The 16,923-nt window shown below is 70.7% G+C and carries 1 protein-coding gene; it reads left to right on the top strand.

The features are described from left to right. Window positions 1-56: 56 nt before the first annotated feature. The gene (locus AB0M22_RS35430) at window positions 57-16,859 is read left to right on the top strand and encodes an amino acid adenylation domain-containing protein (protein ID WP_364736306.1); all 16,803 of its coding nucleotides are present in this window, start codon (window positions 57-59) and stop codon (window positions 16,857-16,859) included. Window positions 16,860-16,923 lie beyond the last annotated feature (64 nt).

Raw genomic sequence — 16,923 nt, 5'->3', positions numbered from 1 at the left:
CGGTATGACGACGCGCGCTTAGCGGTGTGCGCGTGACCGAGCGCAGCGAGGGAGCCATGACCCGACCGGCACGCGTTCGGCCCACCCGAACCAGGCGATCCCGCGTCACCACGCTGCCGCAGCTGCTGGCCACCGCGGTCGAGGCGAACCCGAGCGGCATCGGTGTCGCGTTCGCCGACGCCACCGGCACGCTGGCCGAGCTGAGCTACGCCGAGCTGGACGACCGCTCGACCAGGCTGGCCCGACTACTCATCGGCCGCGGTATCGGGCCGGAGGACCTGGTGGCCATCGGCATCCCGCGGTCGATCGACTCCGTCGTCGCCGTCTGGGCGGTGGCCAAGGCCGGCGCCGGCTTCGTGCCGGTGGACCCGAACTATCCCGCCGACCGGGTCGAGCACATGGTCGTCGACTCCGGCGCGGTCTTCGGACTGACCGTCGACGCGGTGCGCGACGAGCTGCCGGACCGGGTGGACTGGCTGTCGATCGACACCGCCGACTGCGCCAGGCTGCTCGAGGAATTCCCCGCCGACCCGGTGACCTACATCGACCGGGTGCGGCCGCTGCGGGCCGAGCATCCGGCCTATGTGATCTATACGTCGGGTTCGACCGGCAAGCCCAAGGGCGTCGTCATCACCCAGGCCGGCCTGTCCAGCTTCTGCGACGAGCAGCGCGAGCGGTATCGGGTCACGAGTGACTCGCGGACTTTGCATTTCGCGTCGCCGTCGTTCGACGCGTCGGTGCTGGAGCTGCTGCTCGCGGTGGGCGGCGCGGCCACCATGGTGGTCGTCGCGCCGACCGTGTTCGGCGGCGAGGAGCTTGCGGCGCTGATCCGCCGGGAGGGCGTGACGCACGCGTTCATCACCCCGGCCGCGCTGGCATCGGTGGACCCGTTCGGGCTCGACGAGTTGCGCGTGGTGGTCGCGGGCGGCGAGGCGTGCCCGCCGGAGTTGGTGCGGCGCTGGGCCGCACCGGTTTCCGGCAAGCGGATCCGGGAGTTCTTCAACGGGTACGGGCCCACCGAGACCACCATCATGACGAATATCAGTGCGCCGCTTGCCGCGGACGCACCGGTGACCATCGGCGGTCCGATCCGCGCGATCACCGAGTACGTGCTGGACGAGCAGCTGGTGCCGGTCGCCGCCGGGGGCGTCGGCGAGCTGTACATCACCGGCGCGCAGCTGGCCAGGGGCTATCACGACCGGGCGGGACTGACCGCATCCCGGTTCGTCGCGAATCCGTTCGAGGCCAATGGGTCCCGGCTGTACCGGACCGGCGACCTGGTGCGCTGGACAGATTCGGGTGAGTTGGAGTACCTGGGCCGCAACGACTTCCAGGTGAAGATCCGCGGCTTCCGGATCGAGCTGGGCGAGATCGACGCGGTGCTCGCCGCGCACGAGACCGTCGACTTCGCGGTGACCGTCGGGCACGACCTCGACAGCGGCGCAACGATCCTCGTCTCCTACGTTCATTCCGCGCCGGGCATGGACGCGGACGCCGCCGAACTGGCCGCCGTCGCCGAGCAGAGCCTGCCCGCGCACATGGTGCCGACGGTGGTCATGGTGCTGGCCACGCTCCCGCTGACCCCGGTCGGCAAGCTGGACCGGGCCGCGCTGCCCTCGCCGCGCTTGCAGACCAAGGTGTTTCGCGCGCCGGTCGGCCCGCTCGAGGAGCTGGTCGCCGACGTCTTCGCCGAGTTGCTCGGGCCCGGCGCCCCGGTCGGCGCGGACGACAACTTCTTCGAACTCGGCGGCAATTCGCTCATCGCGACGCAGGCCGCCGCCCGGCTCGGCGCGGCGCTCACCGCGCGGGTGCCCGCGCGACTGATCTTCGAAACACCCACCGTCGCCGGGCTGGCCGAGCGGATGGAGACGTTGAAGGGCGCCGGCGATCGGCGGGCGCTCGCGCCGACCGAACGGCCGGAACACATTCCGCTGTCGCTGGCCCAGCAGCGGATGTGGTTCCTGAACCAGTTCGATACCGCCTCGGCGGCGAACAACATTCCGTTCGCCATCCGGTTGTCCGGCCTGCTGGACGTGTCGGCGTTGCAGGCCGCGATCACCGACGTGATCGAGCGGCACGAGACGCTGCGCACCGTCTACCCGGCCATCGACGGCACCGGCTACCAGGTGGTTCTGCCTGCGGCCCAAGCTGTTCCGGACCTGGCGCCGAAGCCGCTGGCCGAAGCCGAGCTGGCGGACTGGCTGCGCGGGTTCGCGCTGGCCGGCTTCGACGTGGCCGCCGAGGTGCCGCTGCGCATCGCGCTGGCCGAGCTGTCCCCGAGCGAGCACGTGGTCGTCGTGGTCGTGCACCACATCGCCGCCGACGGCGCGTCGGTGGCCCCGTTCCTGCGAGACCTGCTCGGCGCCTTCCTGTCCCGGCGCAACGGCGCGCCGCCCGCGGTGCCGCCGCTGCCGGTGCAGTACGCCGACTACACGCTGTGGCAGCGCGAGGTGCTCGGCGACGAGCACGACCCGACCTCGGTGGCCGCCGCGCAGATCGCCTACTGGCGGCATGTGCTGGCGGGCATTCCGGATCGGCTGGAGCTGCCCGCGGACCGGCCGCGCCCACCCGTCGCGTCCGGCGGCGGCGCGGAGTACACCTTCGAGGTGTCCGCCGACGTGCACCGCGCGCTCATCGAGCTCGCCCAGCGTTCGGGCGCTACGGAATTCATGGTGGTGCACGCCGCGTTCGCGGCCCTGCTCGCCCGGCTCACCGGCACCACCGACATCACCATCGGCACGCCCGTCGCCGGTCGCGGCGAACGCGAGCTGGACGGGCTGATCGGCATGTTCGTCAACACCCTGGTGTTGCGCACGCCCATCGACCCCGGCGCCTCGTTCATCGAGCTGCTCACCACCACCAAAGAGACCGACCTGGCCGCGTTTTCGCACGCCGAGCTGCCATTCGAGCGACTGGTCGAGGTCCTGGACCCGGTGCGCTCGCAGGCCCATCACCCGCTGTTCCAGGTGGCGCTGTTCTTCCAGAACATGACCAGGGCGCAGGTCGAGCTGCCCGGATTGTCCGCTCAGGCGGTCGATTTCGACGGCACGGTGGCCAAGTTCGATCTCCAGCTGACCGTGGTGCCGAAGCCGGAGCACGGGTTCTCCGCGCAGTTCCTCTATGCCACAGATCTGTTCGGCGAGGCCACCATCGCGGAGTTCGCGCAGCGGTTCGAGCGGCTGCTCGTCGCGGTCGGCACCGATCCGGAGCGCGCGGTCGGAGAGATCGACCTGCTCGCCCCGGCGGAGCTGGCACGGATTCTGGTCGGCTGGAACGAGACTCGGCACGCGGTCGCGCCCGAGCTGCTGCTGGACGGATACCGACGGGCGGCCGCGGCGCATCCGGAAGCCGTCGCGCTGGCGCACGAGGGCGCGACGCTGACGTATCGCGAGTTCGACGAACGGGTCAACAAGCTTGCCCGGTTGCTGATTTCGCGGGGTGTCGGCGCGGAGTCGTTGGTGGGTCTGGCGATTCGGCGTTCGCTCGATCTGGTTGTCGGTATGTACGCGATCGTGACCGCGGGTGGTGCGTATGTGCCGTTGGATCCGGATCATCCGGCCGAGCGGATCGCGCACATTCTCGACACGGCACAGCCGGCCTGCGTGGTCACCACGTCGGCGGACGCGATCGAGGTGCCGGCCGGTACCCCGGTGCTGACCCTGGACACGGTCGATACCAACGCTTTCGACGGTGCCCCGGTGCGTCCGGAAGAACTGCTCCGGACGGTGCTGCCGCAACACCCCGCCTACGTCATCTTCACCTCGGGCTCCACCGGACGACCCAAGGGTGTCGCGATCTCGCACGCCGCGATCAACAATCAGATCGAGTGGATGCTCGCCGAGTACCCGCTGCACGAGGACGACGTCTACCTGCAGAAGACCGCGACCACCTTCGATGTGTCGCTGTGGGGCTTCTTCATGCCGCTGCGGGTCGGCGCGAAACTCGTTGTCGCCACCCACGACGGACACCGCGATCCGGTGTATGTCGCGGAAACCATTGCCGCGCAGCGGGTCACCGTGACCGACTTCGTGCCGTCCATGCTGACCGTGTTCGCCGCGCACACCGCGGCGGATTCCTGCCCGACCCTGCGGGACGTCTTCGTGATCGGCGAGGCGCTGCCGCCGGAGACGGTCGGCGCGTTCCGCGCGGTCTCGGCCGCGCGCGTGCACAACCTGTACGGCCCGACCGAGGCCGCCGTGTCGGTGACGTACTGGCCGGCCGACGGTTCGGATACCCGCTCGGTGCCGATCGGGTTGCCGCAGTGGAACACCCAGGTCTACGTGCTCGATGCCCGGCTGCGTCCGGTACCCGCCGGGGTACCCGGCGAGCTGTACCTCGCCGGTGATCAGCTGGCGCGCGGCTACGTCCGCAGGCCGGATCTGACCGCCGATCGATTCGTGGCCGACCCGTTCGGCTTCGGCGAGCGCATGTACCGCACCGGCGACCTGGTGGTGTGGCGCGCGGCCGGCGCCGGTCGCGCGCATCGGCTGGACTACATCGGCCGCACCGACTTCCAGGTGAAGTTCCGCGGTCAGCGCATCGAACTCGGCGAGATCGAGACCGCGCTGCTGGCCCAGCCCGCGGTGAACCAGGCGGTGGCGCTGGTCAGCCAGTCCACGCTGGGCGATCAGCTGGCCGCCTATGTCGTTGCCGCGCCGGGACATTCGATCGACCAGCCGGCACTGCTCGCGGCGATCGCGGAAACGCTGCCCGCGTACATGATTCCGACCGCGCTCGTCGCGTTGGACGCCTTCCCGCTGAACCCGAGCGGCAAGCTGGATCGCAGGGCGCTGCCCGAACCGACGTTCACCGCGCGCGAATTCCGCGCGCCCGCAACGCCGGTCGAGGAGATCGTCGCCGGGGTGTTCGGCGAGGTGCTCGGCTTGGACCGGGTCGGCGCCGACGACGACTTCTTCGCGCTCGGCGGCAACTCGCTGATCGCCACCCAGCTGGTGGCCCGGCTCGGTGCCGCGGTGGACGCGAAGGTGCCGGTGCGCACGCTGTTCGAGACGCCGACCGTGCAGTCGCTGGCCGCCGCGATCGAATCCAGGACGCACGCTGAGCGCGGCGTGCAGCTCGGCAGCCTCGCCCGGCCCGAGCAGCTGCCGTTGTCGCTGGCGCAGCGGCGGATGTGGTTCCTCAACCGGTTCGACCAGGCCGACGGCGAGGACGCGGCCGTCGGTTCGGCCGCCTACAACCTGCCGTTCGCGCTGCGGCTGACCGGCGCGCTGGACGTCGCCGCGCTCGCCGCGGCGCTGGACGACGTGGTGAGCAGGCACGAGGTGCTGCGCACCGTGTACCCGGAGAACGCCGACGGTCCGGTGCAGGTCGTGCTGCCCGCGAGCCTGGTGGCCCTGGATGTCACCGCCCGTCCGGTTGCCGCGGCCGACGTGCCCGGCGAGTTGTACGCGCTGGCGTCGACGCCGTTCGATGTGACCGGTGAGGTGCCGGTGCGCGTACGACTGCTCGAAATCACGGACGGCACAGCGGGTTCGGACTACGTGCTCGCGGTGGTGGTGCACCACATCGCGGCGGACGCGTCCTCGATGGGCCCGCTGGTGCGCGACGTGATGATCGCCTACGCCGCCCGGACCGCGGGCGAGGCGCCCGGCTGGAATCCGCTGCGGGTGCAGTACGCCGACTACGCGCTGTGGCAGCGGGCGGTGCTCGGCGACGAGTCCGACCCGGAGTCGATTGCCGCGCAACAGATCCTGTTCTGGCGCAGGCAACTGGCCGGACTGCCGGACCTGCTGGAGTTGCCGACGGATCGACCGCGTCCCGCGATCGCCACCATGGCCGGTGCGCGGGTGGACGTGCGGATCGACGCCGCGACCCATGCCGGTCTCGTGGAACTCGGTCGCGCGCATCGTGCGACCCTGTTCATGGTCGTGCACACCGCGCTGGCGGTGCTGCTGGCCCGGCTGTCGGGTTCCGGCGATATCGCCATCGGCACCCCGGTGGCCGGTCGCGGCGAGCGGGAGCTGGACGACCTGATCGGCATGTTCGTCAACACGGTGGTCTTCCGGGCCACCTTCGACGGCGGCGAATCGTTCGCCGATGTGCTTGCGCGACAGCGTGATACCGATCTCCAGGCGTTCGCGCACGCGGACATTCCGTTCGAGCGCCTGGTCGAGGTGCTCAACCCGCCGCGCTCGACCGCGCACCACCCGCTGTTCCAGGTCGGGTTGTCCTTCCAGAACATCGCGCGCACCGCCCTCGAACTACCCGGTCTCACGGTGGCCGGGGTCGACGCGGATCTCGATGTGTCCCAGTTCGATCTGCACCTCATCGTCGGCGACGGCTACGACGAGTCCGGCACGCCCACCGGCATCGGCGGGTTCTTCACCTACGCCACCGATCTTTTCGACGCCGCGACCGTGCAGGGGTTCGCCGATCGGCTCGCGCGCATTCTCGCCACCGTGGTCGCCGATGCCGCGACGCCCGTCGGCGATATCGACCTGCTCGCGTCCGACGAACGCGACTCGGTCCTGGTGCGCTGGAACGAGACCGCGCACCCGGTCGACGACGCCGCGACGCTGCCGTCGTTCCTGCAACGCGCGGTGCTGGCCGCGGCCCCCGAGGCGGTCGCCGTGGTGGCCGACCTGCCCGACGGCGCCCGCCACGAGCTGAACTACGTCGAGCTGGACACCCGGGTGAATCGCCTTGCCCGGTACCTGATCTCGATCGGCGTCGGACCGGAATCGCGGGTGGCGCTCGCCTTCCGCCGTTCGGTGGACCTGGTCGTGGCGATGTACGCGGTGGCGAAATCCGGTGGCGTGTATGTGCCGGTCGACCCGGACCAAGCCGCCGAACGCACCGACTACATCCTCGCGACCGCCGCACCGGTGTGCGTGCTGACCAACGCGGACGCCGAATTCGACACCGAGATCGCGCCCGTGGTGCCGATCGACGAGCTGGTCCTCGGTTCCTTTGCCAGCGGACCGCTCGCGGACACCGAGCGGGTCGCGCCGCTGCGGCCGGCGAACACCGCGTACGTGATCTTCACCTCCGGCTCGACCGGCCGCCCGAAGGGCGTGGCCGTCTCGCACGCCGCGATCGCCAACCAGTTGCAGTGGAAGACAGCCGAATTCGGGCTGTCCGACGACGACGCCGTGCTGCTCAAGACCGCCGCGACGTTCGACCTGTCGGTCTGGGAGTTCTGGTCGGCGGTGGCCTGCGCGGGCAAGCTGGTGATCGCCGAACCGGACGGGCATCGCGACCCGGCCTACCTCAACGACCTGATCACCCGGGAATCGGTGACGACGCTGCACGTCGTCCCGTCCATGCTGGACGCCCTGCTGGTGCACACCGGCACCGCCGCCGATCCGGAACCGTCGCCGCTGCGGCGCGTGCTCGCCATCGGTGAGGCGCTGCCCGCGGCGCTGGCCCAGCGATTCCGGTTGGCGCACCCCGACGTTCGCCTGGACAACCTCTACGGTCCGACCGAGGCCGCCGTGTCGATCACCCGGCATCGAGTGATCGAGGCGGACCAGGGTTCCGTGCCGATCGGCGCGCCCGAATGGAACAGCCGGACCTACGTGCTCGACGGCCGCCTGCGCCCGGTGCCGGTCGGCACCTTCGGCGAGCTGTATCTGGCGGGCAGTCAGCTGGCCCGCGGCTATTTCGGCCGCCCCGATCTGACCGCGGATCGGTTCGTGGCCGACCCGTTCCAGACCGGCGCGCGCATGTACCGCACCGGCGACCTGGTGACCTGGAACCGCGACGGCGAGCTGGAATACCAGGGCCGCACCGACTTCCAGGTGAAGGTCCGTGGCTTCCGGATCGAGCTGGGCGAGATCGAGGCCGCACTGCTGGCGCTCCCCGAGATCGCGCAGACCGCGGTGGTCGCCAAGTCCGATCTCAAGACCGGCGATCGCCTGGTGGCCTATCTGGTTCCCACCGCTGACGCCGTCGCCCCGGCAGGGCCGGCCGGCTCCTTTGCGGTCCAGGCGGCGGCCTTCGCCGCGCAAGCGGCCGCCGAGGCCGGCGGGCCCGAAGAACCCTCCGGTCTCGATGTGGCACAGGTGAAGTCGGCGCTGAGCGAGGCGTTGCCCTCGTACATGGTGCCGTCGGCGTTCGTGGTGCTGGATGCGTTGCCGCTCAACGTGAACGGCAAGCTGGACCGAAAGGCGTTGCCGGAGCCGGAGTTCGAGGCGCTGGTGTTCCGGGCGCCGTCGACCCCGATCGAGGAGATCGTCGCGTCGGTGTACGCCGAGGTGCTCGGCGTCGAACGCGTCGGCGCCGACGACGACTTCTTCGCCCTCGGCGGTAACTCGTTGCTGGCCACCCAGGTTGCCGCGCGGATCGGCGCGGCCCTCGATTCACGGGTGCCGGTGCGCGCGCTGTTCGAGGCGTCCACCGTCGCCGGGCTCGCGGTCAAGGTCGAGCACACCACGACCGAGCACACCCGCAACCCGCTCGTCGCGCAGCCACGCCCCGACCACATTCCGTTGTCGTCGGCGCAGCAGCGGATGTGGTTCCTCAACCAGTTCGACACCGCGGCCGCCGTCTACAACATCCCCGCCGCGATCCGCCTGTCCGGCGACCTGGACGTGGACGCGTTGCAGCAGGCGGTCGCCGACCTGGTCGCCCGCCACGAGATCATGCGCACCGTCTACCCGGAGACCATGGCCGGTCCGGCGCAGCGCATCGTTGCGCCGCACGAGGTTTCGGTGGATCTGGCGCCCGCGCAGATCGGCGAGGAACGGGTCGCGCACGAGGTGCAGCGCATCGTGTCCGCCGGTTTCGACGTCACCATGGAGGTGCCGTTCCGGGCCCGGCTGTTCCAGCTCGCGGCCAGCGAATACGTCCTGGTGTTCGTCGCGCACCACATCAGCGCAGACGGCTGGTCGATGGGCCCGCTGACCCGGGACCTGATGCTGGCCTACGCCGCCCGCAGCGGCGGCGAGGCGCCGTCCTGGGCGCCGCTGCCCATCCAGTACGCCGACTACGCGCTGTGGCAGCGCAGCGTGCTCGGCAGCGACGACGATCCCGAATCGCTCGCGGGCGCTCAACTCGCCTACTGGACAACCGAACTCGCCGGCCTGCCGGACGAGCTGAACCTGCCGACCGACCGGCCGCGCCCCGCCGCGCAGAGTTTCGCCGGCGGCAAAACGGATTTCGTCATCGACGCCGACGTGCACGCCGCGCTGGTCGGACTGGCCAAGCAGCACAACGCGACGCTGTTCATGGTCGTGCACACCGCGCTCGCGGTGTTCCTGGCGCGCATGTCCGGCACCGAGGACGTGGCCATCGGCACCCCGATCGCGGGCCGCGGCGAGGCCGAACTCGACGATCTGATCGGCATGTTCGTCAATACCCTGGTGCTGCGCACCCGGGTGGCGGCCGACCTCGGCTTCACCGACCTGCTCGCCGCCAACCGGGAGACCGACCTGCGGGCGTTCGCCAACGCGGACACCCCGTTCGAGCGGCTGGTCGAGGTGCTCGACCCGGAGCGTTCCGCGGGCAGGCACCCGCTGTTCCAGGTGGCGCTGTCGTTCGAGAACCTCGCGGCGACCAGCTTCGAACTGCCCGGCCTGAACTTCGCCGCGCTCGATCCGGCCGCCGACACGGCCAAGTTCGACCTGCTGCTGACCATGCGCGAGCAGCGCACCGAGGCGGGCGCCGAGGCCGGCCTCGCCGCCGAATTCACCTATGCCCGTGACCTGTTCGACGAGCAGACGGTCAGCGAGTTCGGCCGTCGCTTCCGCGGCATCCTGGCCGCCGTCGCGCAGGACCCGGCCACCGCGGTCGGCGACCTGGAGATCCTGGACGAGTCCGAGCGGGCCGACCTGGTTTCGCGAGCAGGCGCCGAAGCCGCCGCGCCGCGCAGCCTGCCGGAGCTGATGGCGTCGGCGGTCACCCGCAATCCCACCGGGGCCGCGCTCGTCGTCGGCGGGCGTTCGTTCAGCTACGTCGAACTCGACGCCGCCTCTTCGCAATTGGCGCGCACGCTGATCGATCGCGGTGCGGGCCCGGATGTGCTGATCGCCCTGGCGATCCGGCGGTCGGTGGAATCCTTGCTCGCGCTGTGGGCGATCGCCAAGACCGGCGCGGCGATCGTGCCGATCGACCCGACCTACCCGGCCGACCGGATCGCGCACATGGTGGCCGATTCCGGTGCGGCACTGGGCGTCACACTGACCGCCGAGCTCGGCGGCCTGCCCTCGATGGCGGGCGGGCGGCCCTGGTTCGTGCTCGACGATCGCGACTTCACCTTCGATGTCGCGTCCCGCTCGGACCGCCCGATCAGCCTCACCGAACGCCACGGCCCTATCCGCAGCACCAACGCCGCGTACGTGATCTACACGTCGGGCTCCACCGGCCTGCCCAAGGGCGTGGTGGTCACGCACGCCGGTCTGGCCAACTTCAGCGCTGAGCAGGTGGAGCGCTACGAGCTCGACCAGACCACGCGCGCACTGGCTTTCGCGTCCCCCTCGTTCGACGCGTCGATGCTGGAGCTGCTGCTCGCGCTCGGCTCGGCGGGCGCGCTGGTGGTCGCGCCGCCGCAGACGTTCGGCGGCGACGAACTGGCCGAACTGATCCGGACCGAGGGCGTCACGCACGCGTTCCTGACCCCGTCCGTGCTCGCCTCGCTCGACCAGGACGCGCTGTCCGGCATGCAGGCCATTGTGGCGGGCGGCGAAGCGGTGCCCGCCGACCTGGTCGCCAAGTGGGCGGTGGCCGAGAACCGGCGCTTCCACAACGGATACGGGCCCACCGAGACCACGATCATGACCAACATCAGCGACCCGCTGCGGGCCGGGGAGCCGGTGACCATCGGCGGCCCGATCCGCGGCATGCGTTCGCTGGTGCTGGACCGCAGGCTGCGCCCGGTGCCCGAAGGTGTTGCGGGTGAGTTGTATCTGGGCGGCATCCAGCTGGCGCGTGGCTATCACGCCAGGTCCGGGCTGACCGCCGCGCGGTTCGTCGCCGACCCGTACGGCAGGCCCGGCGAGCGGCTCTACCGCACCGGCGACGTGGTGCGCTGGGCGCGCGCCGAGGGCAAGCCGGTGGTGGAGTATGTGGGCCGCAACGACTTCCAGGTGAAGGTGCGCGGCTTCCGGATCGAACTCGGCGAGATCGACGCCGCACTGACCGCGCAGCCCGGCGTCGAGTTCGCCGCCACCCTCGGCCGCGAATCCGGGGCCGGCGCAACGATGCTCGTCTCCTACGTACTGCCCGCCAAAGGCGCGACGCTCGATGTCGCGGCGCTGACCGAACAGCTCGGCACCACGCTGCCGGAGTACATGGTGCCGACGGCCATCGTGGTGCTCGACGAGATCCCGCTGACCCCGGTCGGCAAGCTGGATCGGCGCGCGCTGCCCGAGCCGGCCATCGAGACCACGGCTTACCGGGCCCCGCAGACCAAGGCGGAGCTGACCATCGCCGAGGTGATCGGCGAGGTACTCGGTATCGACCGGGTCGGGCTCGACGACGACTTCTTCGCCCTCGGCGGCGACAGCATCGTCTCCATCCAGGTGGTGTCGCGCTCGCGCGGCCGCGGCGTGACCTTCACCCCGCGTGACGTTTTCGAGTCGCGCACCGTGGCCGCGCTGGCCAAGGCCGCCGTGGTCGAGGACGGGCCGGGCGACGAGTCGGGCGACCTGCCGCTGACCCCGCACGCGGCCCGGCTGCTCGAGACCGGGGTAGAGGTTCGCGCCATCTCGCTCGACGTGCCGGAGAGCTGCGCCGTCGAGGCGGTGCACACCGCGGTCGGCAAGGTGCTCGATCAGCATCCGATGCTGTGGGTGCGGCTCGATCGGGAGGGCGACGTCCCGGTGCTGCGGATTCCGCCGGCCGACGAGCGCACCGGCGAAGCCTTCCGCCGCCTGGACGCGCAGCACGGCGAAACCACGTTGCCCATCGACGATGTGGTCCAGGCCGCCGCCGCGGCGCTCGATCCCGAGCAGGGCCGCAACATCCACTTCGTGCTGACCGGCGGACCCGAGGGCCGGTCGACCCTGATCGTCGTCGCCAACGGGCTTGTCGTGGACGACATCTCGTGGCGGACCATCGTCGATCAGCTGACCGCGGCGTGGAGCCGCGGCAGGCACGCCGCCCCCGCGGCGCCGGAATCCGGTCTCGGCGTGCTCATCCGCGCCCTCTCGGCCAAGGCCCACGACCTGCGGACCGTCGGCGAATTGGGCTGGTGGGAGCGGGTTCTGGCGACCATCCCGGAGGGAAATGTCGCGGACGGGCGCGATCTGCGTGCGCGCAGCCGGGTTTCGCTGGCCATCACCGCGGAAGGCGCCGCCGCGGTGGCCGCCGCGGCAGCGGCCTATCACGCCACCGTGGACGACGTCCTGCTCACCGCGGTCGCGCTGGCCCTGCAAACCGCGGCCGGTGATCCGGTCACCCAAGCGCTCGGTTCGGTGATCCGGTTGTCCGCCGACGAGCGGTCCGCGACCGCGGCCGACGAGAACATGGTCGGCGGCTTCACCACCGAATTCCCGCTTCCGTTGCGGCTCAGCCGGATCGACGCCGACGACGCGCTCGTCGGTGGCCCGGCCGCGGGCGCCGCGCTCGCGCAGATCAAGGAGCTGCGCCGGTCGGTGCCCTCGCAGGGCGTCGGCTATGGCCTGCTGCGCTACCTCAACGCGGACACCGCCGCCGAACTGAGCGAGCTGGGTCGTGGCCGATTCGCGCTGCGCTACCGGGATCTGCGCCCGGCGCGGGTACACACCGACACTACGGCCGACGACCTGCTGCTCGACCTCACCGTCGACGCCGCGGACGACGGCCTGGTCGCCCGATTCGACTACGCCTCCGCCGCATTCGCCGGCGACGCGGTGAAAACCTTTGCTGAGCACTGGATCTACGCGCTCGGCGGCCTGGCCGAGCACGGGTTGCGCGCGGAGGGCGTCACCTTCACGCCGTCGGACTTCACCCTGGTCCGGTTGAAGCAGGCCGACATCGACCGGCTCGCCGCCACCTATCCGAACCTCACCGACGTGTGGCCGGTGACGCCGTTGCAGTCGGGCATGCTGTTCCACGCGCTGCTCGCCGAGTCCTCGGTGGACGTCTACACCACCCAGTTCGTCCTCGATCTCGGCGGCGACGTCGACCCGGGCCGGATGCACCGGGCCGCGCAGGCCGTGCTGGACCGGCACGACAACCTGCGCGTCGCCTTCGCCGAGGACGCCGCGGGCAATCCGGTGCAGATCGTGCAGGACTCGCTCGAAGTGCCTTGGCGGCTCATCGATCTCAGTCGGCTGGAGCCGGAGTCCGCGACCGTGGAGCTGGCCGAGATCAAGGCGGCCGATCTGGCCGATCATTTCGACATGCGGTCCGCGCCGCTGCTGCGGTTCGCGCTGATCCGTTCGTCGGCCGATGCCTTCCACCTGCTGGTCACCAGCCATCACATCCTGATCGACGGCTGGTCGATGCCGCTGCTGATGAAGGATCTGCTGACGCTGTACGCGCTCGGCGGCAATTCCCGGCATCTGCCCAAGGTTCCGTCGTATCGGGGCTACCTGGCCTGGCTGGTCGCGCAGAAGGCGGACTCGGCACGCGAGGCGTGGCGCACCGCGCTGAGTGGAATCACCGAGCCGACGCCGCTGGCCCCGGTCGATCCGGGCCGCGAAATCTCCGCCGGCGTAGGCGAAGTCGGCTTCGAGCTGGCGCAGTCCGACACCACCGCGCTCACCCGGCTGGCGTCAGGTCTCGGCGTCACGGTGAACACGGTCGTGCAGGCGGCGTGGGGTCTGCTGATCGGGCGCAGTGTCGATCGCGACGATGTGGTGTTCGGCGCCACCGTGTCCGGCCGCCCGCCGCAGCTGGACGGCGTCGAGAGCATGGTCGGGTTGTTCCTCAACGCGATCCCGGTGCGGGTGCGCCTCGGCGCGACCGACACGCTCGGCGGTCTGCTGCGCCAGCTGCAAGGCGAGCAGGCGGGCCTGCTGGATCACCACTACCTCGGGCTGAGCGATATTCAGGAAACCATCGGTGTGGAAGGGCTTTTCGACTCCCTCGTGGTGTTCGAATCCTTCCCGGTCGACCGCGACGGGCTGGACAAGGCCAGCGACATCGACGGTTTGAGCGTCACCGGTGTCGGCGCGGTGAACGGCACCCACTACCCGCTCACCGTGATGGTGGTGCTGGACAGTCAGCTGCGGGTCTCGGTGAAGTACCTGCGCGACCTGTTCGACGAGCCGGCGGCACAGGCGCTCGCGCAACGGCTTTCGGCCTTGATCCGGCGTTTCGTGACCAACCCGCAGGCGCGGATCGCCGACATCGACGTGCTGCTCGACACCGAACGCGCCGAGCTGGCCGCCCGCAACGCCACCGAAGTGCCGGAGCTGCTGGACGACGCGACGCTGCTGTCGCTGTTCGACGCGCAGGTGGCGCGCACGCCGGACGCGCCCGCGGTGCGCTACGGCGACGTCACGCTCAGCTACGCCGACCTCGACCTGCGCTCGCGGGCGCTGGCCGGGGAGATCGGCCGCTGGGGCATCGGCGCGGAATCGCGGGTCGGCGTGGCCATGCGGCGCGGTATCGACCTGCTCGTCACCATCTACGGCGTGCTGCGGGCCGGCGCGGGTTACCTGCCGATCGACCCGGATCATCCGGCCGAACGCAACGAGTACGTGCTGGCCAGCGCCAACCCGGCGTGCGTGCTGACCACCACCGCCGACGCGTTCGAGACCGACACCGATATCGCGGTCGTCGCGGTGGACACGCTCTACCTGCCGCTGGAGTCGGTCGCGTTCACCGACACCGACATCCACCCGGACAACGTCGCCTACGTCATCTACACCTCCGGTTCCACCGGCCGGCCCAAGGGCGTGGTGATCACGCACCGGCAGATGGTCAACCAGTTCCGCTGGGCGCAGCGGGCCTACCCGCACGACACCGGCGACGTGGTGCTGCACAAGACGCCGATCACCTTCGACATCTCCACCTGGGAACTGTTCTGGCCGTTGCAGACCGGCGCCTCGATCGTGGTCGCCGAACCGGACGGTCATCGCGATCCGGTGTACCTGGCCAAGACCATCGCCGAAAACGCGGTCAGCACGGTGCATTTCGTGCCGTCGATGCTGGACGCGTTCCTCGGGCCGGAGTCGGCGGCCGACTACCCGAGCCTGCGTCGCGTGTTCGCGGCGGGCGAGGCGCTCACCGCCGAGACCGCGACCGCCTTCGCCGCCGCGCTGCCGAGCACCGAGCTGGTGAACTGGTACGGACCGGCGGAAGCGACCGTCGTCACCGACTACGCGGTCGAAGACGTTGCCGCCCTGGCGATTCCGATCGGCACACCGGTGGCCAACACCCAGGTGCACGTGCTCGACCGGCAGCTGCGCTCGGTGCCGCCCGGCTCCGCGGGCGAGCTGTACATCGCGGGCGTTCAGCTGGCTCGCGGGTACCTCGGGGCACCCGCCCTCACCGCGGAGCGTTTCGTCGCGCACGAGGGCGGTGTGCGCCTCTATCGCACCGGTGACATCGTCCGCTGGCGGGCCGGTGCGCTGGAGTACCTGGGCCGCAGCGACTTCCAGGTGAAACTGCGTGGGCAGCGGGTCGAACTGGGCGAGATCGAAACCGTGCTGCTCGGCCTCGATTCGGTGCGGCACGCCGCCGTCAGCCTGGTCGGCGGCAGCACCGGCGACCGGCTCGTCGCCTACCTGGTCGCCAGGCCGGGGGAGACCATCGACCAGACCGCGGCCCTGCTGCACGCGCGGGCCGCGCTGCCGTCGTACATGGTGCCGTCGGCGTTCCTGGTCCTGGATGCGTTGCCGCTCAACGCCAGCGGCAAGCTCGATCGCAAGGCGCTGCCGGTGCCCGAACTCGCCGCCCGTCCGTACCGGCCGCCGACCACGCCGCTGGAGCGGACCATCGTCGAGGTCTTCGCCGAGATCCTGGGCGTCGAGCGGGTCGGGCTCGACGACGACTTCTTCGACCTGGGCGGCAATTCGCTGGTCGCGACCCGCGCGGTCAGCCGGTTGCGCACGCTCACCGGCGCCGAGGTCCGGGTGCAGTGGTTCTTCACCGATTCCACCCCGGGCTCGCTGGCCACCCGCATCCTCGCCGCGCTGGCCGGTGACCACGACTACGACCTCGATTCGAACGCCGCGCTCGGCGTGCTGCTGTCCATCCGGACCCGGGTGCCGCACGACATGGCCGCCGCCGAGCCGCTGTTCTGCATCCATCCGATGTACGGATTGTCCTGGTGCTACGCGGGTTTGGCCCGCTACGTGCCGGCCAGCAGGCCGATCTTCGGCTTGCAGTCGCCCGCCTTGTCGGAGGACGGCTACCTGCCGGCCTCGCTGGCCGAGATGGCCGCCCGGTACGTCGCGGAGATCCGCGCCGTCCAACCGCAGGGGCCGTACCGGCTGCTCGGCTGGTCGCTCGGCGGTGTGCTCGCGCACGCCATCGCGACCGAATTGCAGGCCACGGGTGAGCAGGTCGCGCTGCTGGCCATGTTGGACAGTCATCCCGACATCGACGTGACCGACTTCCGCGCGGCTATCCGGGAGGCGCTGAGCGAACTGGGCATCGGCGCGGACGCGCTGCTGCCCACCGACGGCGACATCCACGACCTCAGCGACGAGGCGCTGGCCGCGCTGCACGCCACCATCCCGCCGGACATGGCCGTGCTCACGCCCGAGCGGGTGCGCCGGATCTACCGCAGCGCGGTGCGTTCGGCCGAGCTCATCGCCGAGCATCGCCCAGAGGTGTTCTACGGCAGGCTCGATTACTACAGCGCGGCTGGTCACGACGCCGCGGCAGCCAACTGGCAACCGTTCGTCGACGGTCGTGTCGAAGATCACCCGGTCGGCGTCGCGCATGATCAGATGACCACGCCGGAGGCGCTGGCCGAGATCGGCCCGAGTCTGTCGGACCTGCTCGATCCGCGGGCGCACTAGGTGGGTCGGGCGCGCCCGAAACGGGGTAGCTCAGGCATGATGGGGCAACGCTGCGGTAACGATC

It is taken from the genome of Nocardia sp. NPDC051756 (assembly GCF_040681495.1).
Lineage (GTDB): Bacteria > Actinomycetota > Actinomycetes > Mycobacteriales > Mycobacteriaceae > Nocardia.
This window is presented reverse-complemented; position numbering and strand designations above follow the sequence as displayed.

Bases quoted from the DNA above. Each gene is read 5' to 3' on its own strand.
- AB0M22_RS35430 (WP_364736306.1), top strand. From the start codon at position 57: ATGACCCGACCGGCACGCGTTCGGCCCACCCGAACCAGGCGATCCCGC.